The organism is Streptomyces sp. WP-1 (assembly GCF_030450125.1).
In the GTDB taxonomy this organism is placed as follows: domain Bacteria; phylum Actinomycetota; class Actinomycetes; order Streptomycetales; family Streptomycetaceae; genus Streptomyces; species Streptomyces incarnatus.
On sequence record NZ_CP123923.1, the window covers coordinates 1456442 to 1469949 of the forward strand.

Annotated in this window: 12 protein-coding genes; 6 read left to right on the plus strand and 6 right to left on the minus strand. The window is 73.2% G+C overall.

The features are described 5' to 3' along the window. Positions 1–172 precede the first annotated feature (172 nt). On the plus strand, positions 173–766 hold the full coding sequence (gene idi / locus QHG49_RS06075) for an isopentenyl-diphosphate Delta-isomerase (RefSeq protein WP_301487636.1): 594 nt from the start codon (positions 173–175) through the stop codon (positions 764–766). Between the two features lie 48 nt (positions 767–814). Here the strand turns inward: idi and QHG49_RS06080 are convergent, their stop codons facing one another. Then, positions 815–1306, minus strand: coding sequence for an ATP-binding protein (locus QHG49_RS06080; protein WP_301492712.1), 492 nt, complete (start codon positions 1304–1306; stop codon positions 815–817). Positions 1307–1436: 130 nt separating this feature from the next. Further along, the gene (locus QHG49_RS06085) at positions 1437–2036 is read right to left on the minus strand and encodes an HdeD family acid-resistance protein (protein ID WP_301487638.1); all 600 of its coding nucleotides are present in this window, start codon (positions 2034–2036) and stop codon (positions 1437–1439) included. A gap of 209 nt (positions 2037–2245) precedes the next feature. Here QHG49_RS06085 and QHG49_RS06090 point away from each other — a divergent pair, with 209 nt between their 5' ends. Together QHG49_RS06090 and QHG49_RS06095 are read left to right on the plus strand one after the other, a co-directional pair. Continuing rightward, positions 2246–2995, plus strand: a complete 750-nt coding sequence (locus QHG49_RS06090; protein ID WP_159706526.1) for an enoyl-CoA hydratase/isomerase family protein — start codon at positions 2246–2248, stop codon at positions 2993–2995. 132 nt (positions 2996–3127) lie between these two features. Then, positions 3128–3412 carry a hypothetical protein gene (locus QHG49_RS06095; protein ID WP_159706525.1) on the plus strand — a complete coding sequence of 95 codons (285 nt, stop codon included), beginning with the start codon at positions 3128–3130 and terminating at the stop codon, positions 3410–3412. 95 nt (positions 3413–3507) lie between these two features. Here QHG49_RS06095 and QHG49_RS06100 read toward each other — a convergent pair whose 3' ends face one another. Next, complete coding sequence (locus QHG49_RS06100; protein WP_145490033.1) at positions 3508–4143, minus strand: DJ-1/PfpI family protein; 636 nt, start codon at positions 4141–4143, stop codon at positions 3508–3510. A 36-nt stretch (positions 4144–4179) separates the two neighbouring features. Beyond that, positions 4180–5139 carry a GlxA family transcriptional regulator gene (locus QHG49_RS06105; RefSeq protein WP_145490029.1) on the minus strand — a complete coding sequence of 320 codons (960 nt, stop codon included), beginning with the start codon at positions 5137–5139 and terminating at the stop codon, positions 4180–4182. Between the two features lie 195 nt (positions 5140–5334). Here QHG49_RS06105 and QHG49_RS06110 point away from each other — a divergent pair, with 195 nt between their 5' ends. Together QHG49_RS06110 and QHG49_RS06115 are read left to right on the plus strand one after the other, a co-directional pair. Next, entirely contained in the window at positions 5335–7827 is a 2493-nt protein-coding gene (locus QHG49_RS06110; protein ID WP_301487644.1) for a Tex family protein, read from the plus strand. Positions 7828–8036: 209 nt separating this feature from the next. Then, positions 8037–8708 carry a hypothetical protein gene (locus QHG49_RS06115; RefSeq protein ID WP_301487645.1) on the plus strand — a complete coding sequence of 224 codons (672 nt, stop codon included), beginning with the start codon at positions 8037–8039 and terminating at the stop codon, positions 8706–8708. A 57-nt stretch (positions 8709–8765) separates the two neighbouring features. On the opposite strand, the gene QHG49_RS06120 is transcribed toward QHG49_RS06115, so the two are convergent. Next, positions 8766–10406: an ABC-F family ATP-binding cassette domain-containing protein gene (locus tag QHG49_RS06120; protein ID WP_301487647.1), complete on the minus strand. Its 1641-nt coding sequence runs from the start codon at positions 10404–10406 to the stop codon at positions 8766–8768. A 173-nt stretch (positions 10407–10579) separates the two neighbouring features. Here QHG49_RS06120 and QHG49_RS06125 point away from each other — a divergent pair, with 173 nt between their 5' ends. Continuing rightward, complete coding sequence (locus QHG49_RS06125; RefSeq protein ID WP_145490052.1) at positions 10580–11497, plus strand: FAD-dependent oxidoreductase; 918 nt, start codon at positions 10580–10582, stop codon at positions 11495–11497. 14 nt (positions 11498–11511) lie between these two features. Here the strand turns inward: QHG49_RS06125 and QHG49_RS06130 are convergent, their stop codons facing one another. Further along, complete coding sequence (locus QHG49_RS06130; protein ID WP_301487649.1) at positions 11512–13488, minus strand: Xaa-Pro dipeptidyl-peptidase; 1977 nt, start codon at positions 13486–13488, stop codon at positions 11512–11514. Positions 13489–13508 lie beyond the last annotated feature (20 nt).

Genomic DNA, 13508 nt, shown 5'->3' on the forward strand with positions numbered 1-13508 from the left:
CCGTTCGATGGCACCCGGACGGTTCCCTCCCGGGGCCTGAGGGCACGATGATCTACCGGGTCCCCCTTCCGGCGCCGTCGCCCGCCCTGACATGCGAGTGTGCCGGGAAGTGCCGGGAGTGCCGGATTCGTACGGCAGACTTGGGGGGCGAAGACCGAGGCGAAGGATGGGTATGCCGATCACACCTGCCACCGAGACGCACAGCTCGACGAACGGCGCCGCACAGGCGATCCTGCTGGAACTCGTCGACGAGAAGGGCGTGACCATCGGCACCGCGGAGAAGCTCGCGGCCCATCAGGCGCCGGGGCAGCTGCACCGCGCGTTCTCGGTGTTCCTCTTCGACGAGCAGGGCCGGCTGCTGCTCCAGCAGCGGGCGCTCGGCAAGTACCACTCCCCCGGCGTGTGGTCCAACACCTGCTGCGGCCACCCCTACCCCGGTGAGGCGCCGTTCGCGGCCGCCGCCCGGCGTACGTACGAGGAGCTGGGCGTCTCCCCCTCGCTGCTGGCCGAGGCGGGCACCGTGCGCTACAACCACCCGGACCCGGCCTCGGGCCTGGTGGAGCAGGAGTTCAACCACCTGTTCGTCGGCCTGGTGCAGGCGCCGCTCGCGGCCGACCCGGAGGAGGTCGCCGCGACCGCCTTCGTGACCGCGCAGGAGCTGGCCGAGCGCCACGCCCGGGACACGTTCTCGGCCTGGTTCATGACGGTCCTGGACGCGGCCCGCCCCGCGGTCCGGGAGCTGACGGGCCCGGCCGCGGGCTGGTGACGCCTTTCACCGCGTCGGCGCCGTGAACCTCAAGGGTGCGCGGGCGCCTCAGGGATACCCGGGCTTGAGCGGCAGGGCGGCCCAGATCACCTTGCCGCCGCTCGCGGTGTGCTCCACGTCGACCACCCCGCCCGCCTCCCGGGCCACCTCGCGCACCAGGAGCAGCCCCCGCCCGCCGGTCCGGCCGTGATCGGCCTCCAGGGCCGTCGGGCGGTAGGGGTGGTTGTCCTCCACGGACACCCGCACCCACTCGGCGCCGACCGCGACCTCCACGGCCACCACGGGCGAGAGCAGCGCCGCGTGCTTCACGGCGTTCGTGACCAGCTCGGAGACGATCAGCAGCAGGCCCTGCACCAGCTCGTCGGAGACCGGCACGCCCTGGCGCAGCAGCAGGTCCCGCACCGCGTGCCGGGCCTGCGGGACCGAGGCGTCCACCGCGGCCGCGGTGAACCGCCAGACACCCTCGTACGGCAGTGGGTGGGGCGCCCGCTCGGCGTCCCCCGCCGGGCCCGGGCCGTCCCCGCGCCCGTGGTTGTCCATCGTCCGGTCGCCACCCTCACGCTCGATTGTCACCACGCGACGAGTGTTGGTAACGAGCGGCTCCGCCTCGGACATCTGACCAGAAGTCGCCGGATATCGAGCGCTTTCTGACCGACTGCTTATGACAACGTCACGTGTCGGACTGTTTTCCCGTCTGCGGCTGCTCGCTGACGAGACCGATGATCCGACGGCCGCCGTAGCCGGTGGCGATCAGGCCGAGGCCGTCGAAGAGCAGCGCGAGTGAGAAGAAGGCGCCGATGACGTACTGGCTGCTGCCGGGCCAGTGGGCGAGGACCAGGATGCCGAGCAGCAGGTCGAAGACGCCGAGCAGCAGGGTCCAGCCGAACTGGGGGCCGCGTACGACGATGCTGCCGACCATCCGGAAGAGGCCGGCGGACAGGAACAGCAGCGCGGCGAACATGGTGAGCGCGGCGGCGGCCGCGTGCGGGAGCCGGATGACGACGACGCCGGCCGCGATGTTCAGGGCGGCCACGATCACGCCGAGCCAGAAGTAGTTGGTGCCGCGGGCCTGGATCGCGTGCAGCAGTCCGACGATCCCGCCGATCAGCAGCAGCCAGCCGAACAGCAGCATCGAGGTGAGCGTGGCGACCCCGGTGTAGACGAGTCCGACGAGTCCGGCGAGGACGAGGATCACGCCGAGCACCGCGAGCAGGCCGAACCCCTGGCGCATGGAAGTCGCCCTGTCCTTGGGCTTGCGCGTCCTGGCCATCGCCACCTCCTCGGGAATCCGTCGATTCCGCTGATTCCCCTGAATCCCCTTGATAAGTATTCTCCCTTTTCCCTTTCCCGCTCGGGGGGGGGCGGCTTCCCGCTCGGGGGGGCGGCTTCCCGCTCGGGGGGCGGCTTCCCGCTCGGGGGGCGGCTTCCCGCTCGGGGGCGGTGGCGGGGCTCCGGGAGCGGGTGGATAGCATCCGGCGCATGGAGCCTCAGCTGTCCCACCAGGTCGACGACTCCGTCGCCACGGTCGTGATCGGCAATCCGGCCAAGCGCAACGCCATGACGGCCGACATGTGGCGGGCACTGCCACCGCTGCTCGCGCGACTCGCCCGCGATCCCGGTGTCCGGACGCTGGTGCTGACCGGCGAGGGCACGACCTTCTGCGCGGGCGCGGACATCTCCACGCTGCGGGATTCGGCCCATCCGGCGCAGGGGCTCGCGGTGGCGGCGGAGGAGGCGCTGGCCGCGTTCCCGAAGCCGACCGTGGCCGCGGTGCGCGGGTACTGCGTGGGCGGCGGGGTGCAGCTCGCGGCGGCCTGCGATCTCCGACTGGCCGAGGAGGGCGCCCTGTTCGGGGTGACCCCGGCGCGGCTCGGCATCGTCTACCCCTCCTCCTCGACCCGCCGGCTGGTGTCCCTGGTGGGCCCGGCCGCCGCCAAGTACCTGTTGTTCACGGCCGAATTGATCGACACCGGGCGCGCGCTGCGCACCGGCCTGGTGGACGAGGTGCTGCCCGCGGGCGAACTCGACAAACGCATCGCCGAGTTGACGCGGACGCTGGTCTCCCGCTCGGGGCTCACCCAGGCCGCCGCCAAGGAGTTCGCGAACGGCCGCGAGGACCGGGACGCCCACTGGACGGAACAGGCCCGCACCGCCGACGACACAGCGGAGGGCGTATCCGCCTTCCTGGACCGCCGCACCCCGCACTTCACCTGGACACCACCCGCGTGAGGCGCGCCCGACGGTCGCCGACGAGGTGGACGCGGCGCGGCTGCGGGAGTGGTACCGGGCGCAGTCTGCTACCCACTTCCGGGTGAGCCTGGGGGCGCGGGGGCGTGGAACCGCAGGAAGCAGGGGGACCTCGTGTCCGTTCCCGCCTCTGTCCGCAGACCGACCGCCGCCGGTGTCCTGGCCGCCGCCGTCGTGGGCGCGGCCGCCCTGCCGACCGCCGCCGCGGCCCGGCCCGCCGACCGACCGCACCACGCCGTCTCCTTTGACGCGCGGCGCTTCCCGTACCCCGGCGACCGCTGGGGCCGTGACCACCGGCGCGGCTGGGACCACCGCGACGACGGCCGCCGCTACGGCCACCGGAACGGCTGGGACGGCCGCTTCGGCGACCACGACCGCCGCGGGCACCGCCGGCACTGATCCGGTCCACGAGTCGTCGTCGGCATCGGAGCTCACCGGGGCCGGGCAGGACATCTCCTGCCCGGCCCCGCCGCCTGCGCGAAGCCCCTTCGCGGTCAGGACAGATCGAAACGGCCGCCCGCCCGCAGTTCCTCGACGAGATGGGCGGGCGCCTTGTCCGGGGACCCGGCGTCGTAGGGCGGCTGGGGGTCGTACTCGGTCAGCAGCTGGACGGCCTGGGCGTGTTCGTCGCCCGCGATCCGGCCGACCAGGGTGAGCGCCATGTCGATGCCGGAGGAGACCCCGGCCGCGGTGACGTACTTGCCCTCGGTCACCACCCGCTCGCCGGTGGGCCGGGCGCCGTACTTCTCCAGCATCGGCAGCACGGTCCAGTGGCTGGTGGCGCGGCGGCCCTCCAGCAGCCCGGCGGCGGCGAGCAGCAGCGAGCCCGAGCACACCGAGGTCGTCCAGGTGCTCGTCGCGTCGGCGGCGCGCAGCCAGTCCAGCAGCACGGGGTTCTCCAGTTGGGCCAGGGTGCCGGGACCGCCGGAGACGACCACGATGTCCGGGTGGGGCAGTTCGTGCAGAGCGCGGTCCGCGGTGAGGGCGAGGAAGCCGGTCTCGGTGCGGACGGCTCCGGCCCGCTCGGCGACGAAGGTGAGATGCGCGTCCGGGAGGCGGCTGAGGATCTCGTAGGGCCCCACGACATCGAGGGCGGTGAAGCGGTCGTAGACGACGACGGCGATCTGCACGGCGGTTCCTTTCGGTTCGGTCGGCAACGGTGGTCCTCAGTCGACGGCGGCGGGGCGGAAACGGCGCCGGTACTCGGCCGGTGCGGTGCCGAACGCCTTCAGGAAGGCGCGGCGCATGGCCTCCGGGGTGCCGTAGCCGCTGGCCCGGGAGATCTCCTCGACGCCGTCGGGGGTGTCCTCCAGCAGCCGGCGGGCGTGTTCCAGGCGGACCCGGTCGACATAGCGGCCCGGGGTCACGCCGGTCTCGTCGCGGAAGGCGCGGGCGAAGTGGCGGGGGGAGAGCGTGGCGCGGGCGGCCAGGGCCTCGACGCTCAGGTCGGTGTCCGGGTGCTCGGTGATCCACCGCTGCACGTCCCGCAGCGGCTCGCGCAGGGCGGTCTGGGCGGCCAGCTGCACGCTGAACTGGGCCTGGTTGCCCGGACGGCGCAGGAAGACCACGAGATGCCGGGCGAGGCACAGCGCGACGTCCCGGTCCAGATCCTCCTCCACCAGGGCGAGCGCCAGGTCGATGCCCGAGGTCACGCCCGCCGAGGTGGCGATGCGGCCGTCGCGGACGTAGATGGGCTCCGGGTCCACGCGCACGGCCGGACGGTCGTGCGCGAGTCGCTCGCAGTAGGCCCAGTGGGTGGTGGCCCGGCGGCCGTCGAGCAGTCCCGCGGCGGCGAGCAGGAAGGCTCCGGTGCACACCGAGACCAGCCGCCGGGCGCGCGGCCCGTGGGTCCGCAGCCAGTCGACCAGCCGCGGGTCGGGGGCGTGGGTGCCCTCACCGCCGGGGACCAGCAGCGTGTGCGGGTCCGCCGCCCCGGTGAGCGCCTCGTCCGGGACGAGCGTCAGCCCGCTGGAGGTGCGCACCGGGGCGCCGTCCAGGGACGCGGTGCGGATCCGGTACGTGCCGGGGGTGTGCGCCTCGGCACCGGCGAACACTTCGAGGGGCCCGGTGACGTCCAGGCTCTGGACCCCGTCGAAGACGACGAAGAGAAGGCTGCGCTGCGGCATGCCTCGATTCTTCGGGCCCGCCCGGATGGCCGCAATGACGAACTTCCCACCTTTTCTGCCATCGGCGCCATGCGCGGGGCGGCCGGGCCCGGCGTCGTGCCCGGCCGCCCCGCCGGAAGCCGCCCTGATCCACGGTTGTCGGTGTCACCTGCCACAATTGCCGCGCAACCTCAGTGGAGAAGGCGGTACGGGATCGTGACGACACCCGGGTCCATCGAAGCAGGATCCATCGAAGGCAGGATCGCCGAGGAACTCGGCGTACGGGAGCGGCAGGTGAAGGCCGCGGTGGAACTGCTCGACGGCGGTTCGACCGTGCCCTTCATCGCCCGCTACCGCAAGGAAGCGACCGAGATGCTCGACGACGCGCAGCTGCGCACGCTCGAGGAGCGGCTGCGCTATCTGCGGGAGCTGGAGGAGCGGCGGACCGCGATCCTGGAGTCGGTGCGCGAGCAGGGCAAGCTCACCGAGGAGTTGGCGGCCCGGATCCGCGGCGCCGAGACCAAGGCGCGCCTGGAGGACGTCTACCTCCCGTACAAGCCGAAGCGGCGCACCAAGGCGCAGATCGCGCGCGAGGCGGGCCTGGAGCCGCTGGCCGAGGGCCTGCTGGGCGACCCGTCGGTGGAACCGCTGTCCGCGGCCGCCGCGTTCGTGGACGCGGACAAGGGCGTCGCCGACCCGGCCGCCGCCCTGGAGGGCGCGCGGGCGATCCTCACCGAGCGGTTCTCCGAGGACGCCGACCTGATCGGCGAGCTGCGCGAACGCATGTGGGTGCGCGGGCGCCTGGCCGCGAAGGTGCGGGAGGGCAAGGAGGAGGCGGGCGCCAAGTTCGCCGACTACTTCGACTTCGCCGAGCCGTTCACCGACCTGCCCTCGCACCGCGTCCTCGCGATGCTGCGCGGCGAGAAGGAGGAGGTGCTCGACCTCGTCCTGGAGCCCGAGGAGGCGCCCGATTCCCCGTCGGCTCCGTCCTCGTACGAGGGGATCGTCGCCCACCGCTTCGGCATCGCCGACCGCGGCCGACCGGCCGACAAGTGGCTGACGGACACCGTCCGCTGGGCCTGGCGCACCCGCATCCTGACGCACCTCGGCATCGACCTGCGGCTGCGGCTGCGCACGGCCGCCGAGGACGAGGCGGTGAACGTGTTCGCGGCCAACCTGCGCGACCTGCTGCTCGCCGCCCCGGCCGGCACCCGCGCCACGCTGGGCCTGGACCCCGGTTTCCGCACCGGTGTGAAGGTCGCCGTGGTCGACGCCACCGGCAAGGTCGTCGCCACGGACGTGATCCACCCGCACGTCCCGGCCAACCGGTGGGACGAGGCGCTCGCCGAGCTGGCCCGGCTCGCGAAGGAGCACGCGGTCGAACTGGTCGCGATCGGCAATGGCACCGCCTCCCGCGAGACCGACAAGCTCGCCGCCGAACTCATCGCCAAGCACCCTGAGTTGAACCTCACCAAGGTGATGGTCTCGGAGGCCGGCGCCTCGGTGTACTCGGCCTCCGCGTACGCCTCCCGGGAACTGCCCGGGATGGACGTGTCGCTGCGCGGCGCGGTCTCCATCGCCCGGCGCCTCCAGGACCCGCTGGCCGAGCTGGTGAAGATCGACCCGAAGTCCATCGGTGTCGGCCAGTACCAGCACGACCTGTCCGAGGTGAAGCTCTCCCGCTCGCTGGACGCGGTGGTCGAGGACTGTGTGAACGGCGTCGGTGTGGACGTCAACACCGCCTCCGTGCCGCTGCTCGCCCGGGTGTCGGGCGTCTCGGCCGGGCTGGCGGAGAACATCGTGGCGCACCGGGACGAGAACGGCCCCTTCACCTCCCGCTCGGAGCTGAAGAAGGTGGCCCGGCTCGGCCCGAAGGCGTACGAGCAGTGCGCGGGCTTCCTGCGCATCCGCGGCGGCGCCGACCCGCTGGACGCCTCCAGCGTGCACCCGGAGTCGTACCCCGTGGTGCGGCGCATGGTGAAGACCTCGGGCCAGGAGGTGGCCTCCCTCGTCGGCAACACGGGCGTGCTGCGCTCGCTGCGCCCGGCCGACTTCGTGGACGACACCTTCGGTCTGCCGACCGTCTCGGACATCCTCAAGGAGCTGGAGAAGCCGGGCCGCGACCCGCGTCCGGCGTTCAAGACGGCCACCTTCAAGGAGGGCGTGGAGAAGATCTCCGACCTGTCCGCCGGGATGGTCCTGGAGGGCGTGGTGACGAACGTGGCGGCCTTCGGCGCGTTCGTGGACATCGGCGTCCACCAGGACGGCCTGGTCCATGTGTCGGCGATGTCCAAGACGTTCGTCAAAGACCCCCGGGACGTGGTGAAGCCGGGTGACATCGTCAAGGTGAAGGTCCTGGAGGTGGACATCCCGCGCAAGCGGATCGGGCTGACCCTGCGCCTGGACGACGAGGCGGCGCCCGTGGACCGGTCCGGCGGCGGCAGGCGCCAGCGCGGCGCCCGCCCGCCCCAGCAGCGGCAGGGCGGCCAGAGCCAGGGCCAGGGCGGTCAGAGCGGTCAGGGCGGTCAGGGACAAGACGGCCAGGGCCAGGGCCAGGGCCAGGGCCAGGGCCGGCGGCAGGGCGGTCAGGGCCAGCGGCAGGGCCGCGGTGGCGGTGACCGGGGCGGACGGCAGGCGCCGGCCCCCGCGAACAGCGCCATGGCGGACGCGCTGCGCCGCGCGGGTCTGCTGGACCCGAAGCAGCGCTGACCGACCGGTCGCGGGAGGGGCCGGGGCCGGCACGGCTCTGGCCCCTCCCGGCGTCTTCCGCACCGGCGGTCACCGGCCGAACCAGACTTTTCCCCGTATCGAGGGGTTTGGCGCGAGGAAACGCACGAAGCGGGCACAGCGCCCACCCGCCCCCTCCACACTCGCTTCTGTGCACGTGACCGTGCACGCGAAGCAATGGGGAGGACTCTGTGTTCCGCACTACCAAGCAGCGCCTGGCGGCGTGCACGGCCGCCGCCGCGGTCGCCGCGGCGGCGGCCTCGTTCGCCGCTCCGACGGCGGCCACCGGCGCCGCGGCCCGAGGTGAGCTGACGTACGGCAGCGTCATCCTGCTCCAGAACCAGTACGGCGGCGACGGCGGCTACCTCGACACCAACGGTGTCTCCAGCCAGCGGGGCGCCACCTACAACGTGAGCACCAACGACCGGCCCGACAGCCGCGGTCCGGCCACCTCGGAGTGGCGGGTCGTCTCCGCCACCGGCAAGGCCACCGGCGCCCGGGTGGTCAGCGGTGACGTCGTCTACCTGATCAACCAGTACGGCAGCCACCACACCTACCTGGACACCAACGGCGTCTCCGACCAGTCGGGCGCCAAGTACGACGTGTCCGCCACCACCACCAAGGACCGGGGTACCGGCACCGGCAAGTGGCACATCTTCGGCGTGCGGTCCTCGCCGAACGACGGGCACATCCGCACCGACGACATCGTGCATCTGCTCAACGACTACGGCTCCGCCAACGGTGGCTTCCTCGACACCAACGGCCGCTCCTCCCAGGGCGGGGGCGCCAAGTACGGCGTCTCCACCAGCCCCTACAGCGACCGCGGCACCGGCACCGGTTCCTGGAAGGTGCTGCCCTCCTGACCTGACGCCATGACCCGCCGGGCCCCGGGGACGCCGTACCCCCGGGGCCCGGCGCCGTCAGTGCTCGGTCACCTTGCCCGCCGCGACCTCCCAGCGCCTGCCCACCCGGACCGCGTCGAGCATGCGGCGGTCGTGGGTGACCAGCAGGAGGGTGCCCGTGTAGGCGTCCAGGGCGGACTCCAGCTGCTCGATGGCGGGCAGGTCGAGGTGGTTGGTGGGCTCGTCCAGGACGAGCAGGTTGACGCCCCGGCCCTGGAGCAGGGCGAGGGCGGCGCGGGTGCGTTCGCCCGGGGAGAGGCTCGTGGCCGGGCGCAGCACATGGTCCGACTTGAGGCCGAACTTGGCGAGCAGGGTGCGGACCTCTCCCGGTTCGGTGTCGGGGACGGCCGCGCAGAAGGCGTCCAGCAGCGTCTCGGGGCCGTGGAACAGGCCCCGGGCCTGGTCGACCTCGCCGATCAGCACACCCGAGCCGAGGGCCGCGTGCCCGGAGTCCAGCGGGATCCGGCCGAGCAGGGCGGCCAGCAGGGTCGACTTGCCGGCGCCGTTGGCCCCGGTGACCGCGATCCGGTCGGCCCAGTCGATCTGGAGGCTGACCGGTCCGAAGGCGAAGTCGCCGCGCCGGACCTCGGCGTCCCGCAGCGTGGCCACCACGGCGCCCGAGCGCGGCGCGGAGGCGATCTCCATCCGCAGCTCCCACTCCTTGCGCGGCTCCTCGACCACGTCCAGGCGCTCGATCATGCGCTGGGTCTGCCGGGCCTTGGCGGCCTGCTTCTCGCTGGCCTCACTGCGGAACTTGCGGCCGATCTTGTCGTTGTCGTTGCCCGCCCTGCGCCGGGCGTTCTTGACGCCCTTGTCCATCCAGGACCGCTGCATCTGCGCCCGGTCCTGGAGGGCGGCCTTCTTGTCGGCGAACTCCTCGAACTCCTCCCGCGCGTGCCGCCGGCCCGTCTCGCGCTCCTCCAGGTAGGCCTCGTAGCCGCCGCCGTAGAGGTTGATCTGCCCCTGTGCCAGGTCGAGTTCGAGGACCTTGGTGACCGTGCGGGTGAGGAACTCGCGGTCGTGGCTGACGACGACGGTGCCCGCGCGCAGTCCGGTGACGAACCGTTCCAGGCGCTCCAGGCCGTCGAGGTCGAGGTCGTTGGTGGGCTCGTCCAGGAGGAAGACGTCGTAGCGGGAGAGCAGCAGGGAGGCGAGTTGGGCGCGGGCCGCCTGGCCGCCGGAGAGGGAGGTCATCGGCTGGTCGAGGCCGACGGCGAGGCCGAGGGAGTCGGCCACCTCCGCCGCGCGCTCGTCCAGGTCGGCGCCGCCGAGGTCCAGCCAGCGCTCCAGGCTCACCGCGTAGGCGTCGTCCGCGCCGGGCGCGCCGTCGACCAGCGCCTGGGTGGCCTCGTCCATGAGCCGCTGTGCCTCGGCCACGCCGGTGCGGCGGGCCAGGAACTCCCGGACGGTCTCCCCCGGCCTGCGCTCGGGCTCCTGCGGCAGATGGCCGACGGTGGCGGTGGGCGGGGACAGGCGCAGTTCGCCCTGCTCGGGCGCGAGCAGGCCGGCGAGCATCCGCAGCAGCGTGGACTTGCCCGCGCCGTTGGCGCCGACCAGCCCGATCACATCGCCGGGCGCCACGACGAGGTCGAGCCCGGAGAAGAGCGAGCGGTCGCCGTGCCCGGCGGCGAGGTTCTTGGCGACGAGGGTGGCAGTCATCAGGACGCCGATCCTAGTGGGCCCGCCGCCCGGCCCGGTTCCGCCCGCCTCGCCTCCTGTGAGGATCCCCACCTCGGCCGATGCGTGCCGGGCCCTGACGGGGACGGCGGGACAGGGCCTATGGTCCACACGTGAACAGCGTGAGCAGCGTGGACCGTGAGACGGACGGCGAAGTGATCGTGGTCGGCGGCGGGGTCGTCGGACTCACCACGGCCGTGGTGCTGGCCGAGGCCGGGCGCCGGGTGAGCGTATGGACGCGGGAGCCCGCGGAGGCGACCACGTCGGCGGTCGCGGGCGGCCTGTGGTGGCCGTACCGCATCGATCCGGAGCGGCTCGTCGGCGCCTGGGCGCTGGAGACCCTCGCGGTGTACGAGGAGCTGGCGGCGGCGCCCGAGCGGACGGGCGTACGCCTGGTCGACGGCCTCCATCAGGGGGCCCGGCTGGAGGAGCTCGGCGACTGGGCGGCCCGGGTGCCGGGGCTGCGCGCGGTGCCGGACGGGCTGGCGGCGCGGCTGCCGGTGATCGACATGCCGACGCATCTGGCGTGGCTGCGGGAGCGGCTCGTGCGGGCCGGTGGCACGGTGGCGCTGCGCGAGGTGACCGATCTCGCCGAGGTGCCCGCGGACGTGGTGGTCAACTGCGCGGGGCTCGGGGCGCGTTCGCTGGCCGGGGACGACACGGTGCGCCCGGTGCGGGGGCAGCTGGTGCTGGTGGAGAACCCCGGGATCGACACGTACTACACGTCCGTCGACCATTCCTCGCCGGTGGCCGCGTACTTCATCCCGCAGCCGTACGGGCTGCTCCTCGGCGGTACCGCGCAGGAGGACGACTGGTCGCTGGAGCCGGATCCGGACACGGCGGCGGAGATCGTGGCCCGGTGCGCGCGGGTGCGGCCAGAGATCGCGGGGGCTCGGGTGCTGGCCCACAGGGTGGGGCTGCGGCCGTACCGGGACGCGGTACGGCTGGAGCGGCAGCCGCTGCCCGGCGGGCGGACCGTGGTGCATTCGTACGGCCATGGCGGTGCGGGCGTGACGGTGGCGTGGGGATGTGCGCGGGAGGCGGCCGGGCTGGTGCCGGACCCGGCCGCCTGAACCCGCGATCGCGGTCAGCCCGCCGGAATCCGCGTGGCCGTACGCGGTGCGCGCAGGCCCGTCAGCTGCTGCGGCGCCGGGGACTTCGCGGTCGTACCGGATGTCGCGCGGGCGAACGCCTGCGCGCCGCCCACCAGCGGCAACCGGGCCGAGGTGCCGCCCAGGTGGACCGTCACCGCCGGCTTGGTGGCCGGCGGGTCGATGAGGTCGTGGTCCGTGCCCGCGATGATCAGGGCGAGGCGGTGGCCCTTGGGGACGACGTGGTCGGTGGCGGCCAGGGTGAGGGTCATCGTGTAGGACCTGCCCGGGGTGAGGGGGACGCCCTTGGTGAGGGAGGCGTAGTGGCCGAGGTCGGCCCAGCCGCGGCTGAGGACCGTGTAGTCGACCTTGGCCGTCTTCGCGGCGGTCTCCAGGTAGCAGGCGCTGTCGCCGGCCGTGCTCGCGCCCCAGCAGGTGCGGTCCTTCAGGGTGGTGATGCCCTCGGCCTCGTCGGCGTAGTCGCGGATGGTGTCCGGGCCGACGTCGACGAGCACGGCGGAGAGATGGGCCGAGGCGGTGGTCGGGGTCGCGGTGACCGTCACCCGGGACATCCCGGACAGGCGCAGGTCCTCGGTGAGGGGCGCGGTGAGGAAGCCGGTCTTCTCGGGTGTGGACGTGGTGAGATGGGCGGCCCAGTCGGTCTCGCCGAGCTTGGGGTCGTCGGTGAAGGTCTCGGTGCCGGTGGCGCGGCGCAGGCCGAGGGTGCCGACGCCGGGCGTGGTGCCGGGGGCCGGGCGCAGGGTGGTGGCGCGGGTGCCGGCGGGCGGCCAGGTGGCGGAGGTGACCCACTGATCGGGGTGGCGTTCGACGTCGGCCACCGGCTCGCGGTCGATGCCGTTGTCGTAGCCGAGGAGTTCATGGTCGAACCAGCGGTGCAGGGTGTCGACCCAGGCGCCGCGCCGGTAGTCGAAGGGGTCGACATGGCCGGTCTGGGAGAGCCACAGCTTGCGCTCGACCCCGTTCCTCGCCAGGGCGTCCCACCACTGGCCGAAGTGCTTGGTGCGGACGTTGAGGTCCTGCATGCCCTGCGCCACGAAGACGCTGGCGCGCACCTTGGCCGCGTCCTTGACGTAGTCCCGCTCGGTCCACAGCGGGGTCCAGTCGCCGCTGCGCGGGCTGCCGTCGGTGAGTTTCTTCTGCTCGGCGGCGCAGTGGGCCCCGGCCGCGTCGCTCTCGACGTATCCGGCGAGGTCGGCGGGGCCGCCGTCGTAGAGCGGGGCGCCCTGGGCGAAGTAGTAGTCGTACCAGGAGGAGATGGCGCTGATCGGCACGATGGTCTTCAGGCCCTTGACGCCGGTGGCGGCGACGCCGTTGGCGATGGTGCCGTCCCAGCTCTTGCCGATCATGCCGGTTCTGCCGTTGGTCCAGGTGGCCTTGACGGTGTGTGTCCCGGTGCGGCTGGTGTAGGCGGTGGCGCGGCCGTTGAGCCAGTCGATCACGGCCTTCGCGGACTGCACGTCGGAGCGGCCGCCGACGTCGACGCAGCCGTCGGAGCGGTCGGTGCCGGCCAGGTCGACGCCGACGAAGGCGTAGCCGCGGGGCACGAAGTAGTTGTCGTAGAACAGCGGCATCTGGACGACATGGCCGCTCGCGTCGTACGTCTTGACCTGGTTCTCGTTGCCGCGCCCGCAGCAGGAGTAGTAGGGGCTCGCGTCCATGATGACCGGCACCTTGCGGCCCTCGCGGGCCGGTTCGGCGGGGCGGACGATGTCGGCGGCGACGCGGTCGGGCCTGCCGTCGCCGTCCTCGTCGAGGCCGGTGTCCACCCACACGGACTCGCGGACGGCGTGGGCGTAGGAGTAGACGGGGGCGCTCTCGCGGGGCGGCGCGGCCTGGGCGGCGGCCGGGGTGAGGAAGGTGGCCAGCAGGGCGGCGACGGCCGCCGTGGCGAGCGCTCTCCAGAGGGTGAGGCGCGTGCGCAGGGGCGCTCGGACAGATGTGCTCTTCGGCATGCGCGGACGATAGTCCTGTC

Coding starts and splice junctions, on each gene's coding strand:
- QHG49_RS06080 (WP_301492712.1), bottom strand. CDS start 1,306: ATGGACAACCACGGGCGCGGGGACGGCCCGGGCCCGGCGGGGGACGCC.
- QHG49_RS06130 (WP_301487649.1), bottom strand. CDS start 13,488: ATGCCGAAGAGCACATCTGTCCGAGCGCCCCTGCGCACGCGCCTCACC.
- QHG49_RS06085 (WP_301487638.1), bottom strand. CDS start 2,036: ATGGCCAGGACGCGCAAGCCCAAGGACAGGGCGACTTCCATGCGCCAG.
- QHG49_RS06105 (WP_145490029.1), bottom strand. CDS start 5,139: ATGCCGCAGCGCAGCCTTCTCTTCGTCGTCTTCGACGGGGTCCAGAGC.
- QHG49_RS06120 (WP_301487647.1), bottom strand. CDS start 10,406: ATGACTGCCACCCTCGTCGCCAAGAACCTCGCCGCCGGGCACGGCGAC.
- idi (WP_301487636.1), top strand. CDS start 173: ATGCCGATCACACCTGCCACCGAGACGCACAGCTCGACGAACGGCGCC.
- QHG49_RS06090 (WP_159706526.1), top strand. CDS start 2,246: ATGGAGCCTCAGCTGTCCCACCAGGTCGACGACTCCGTCGCCACGGTC.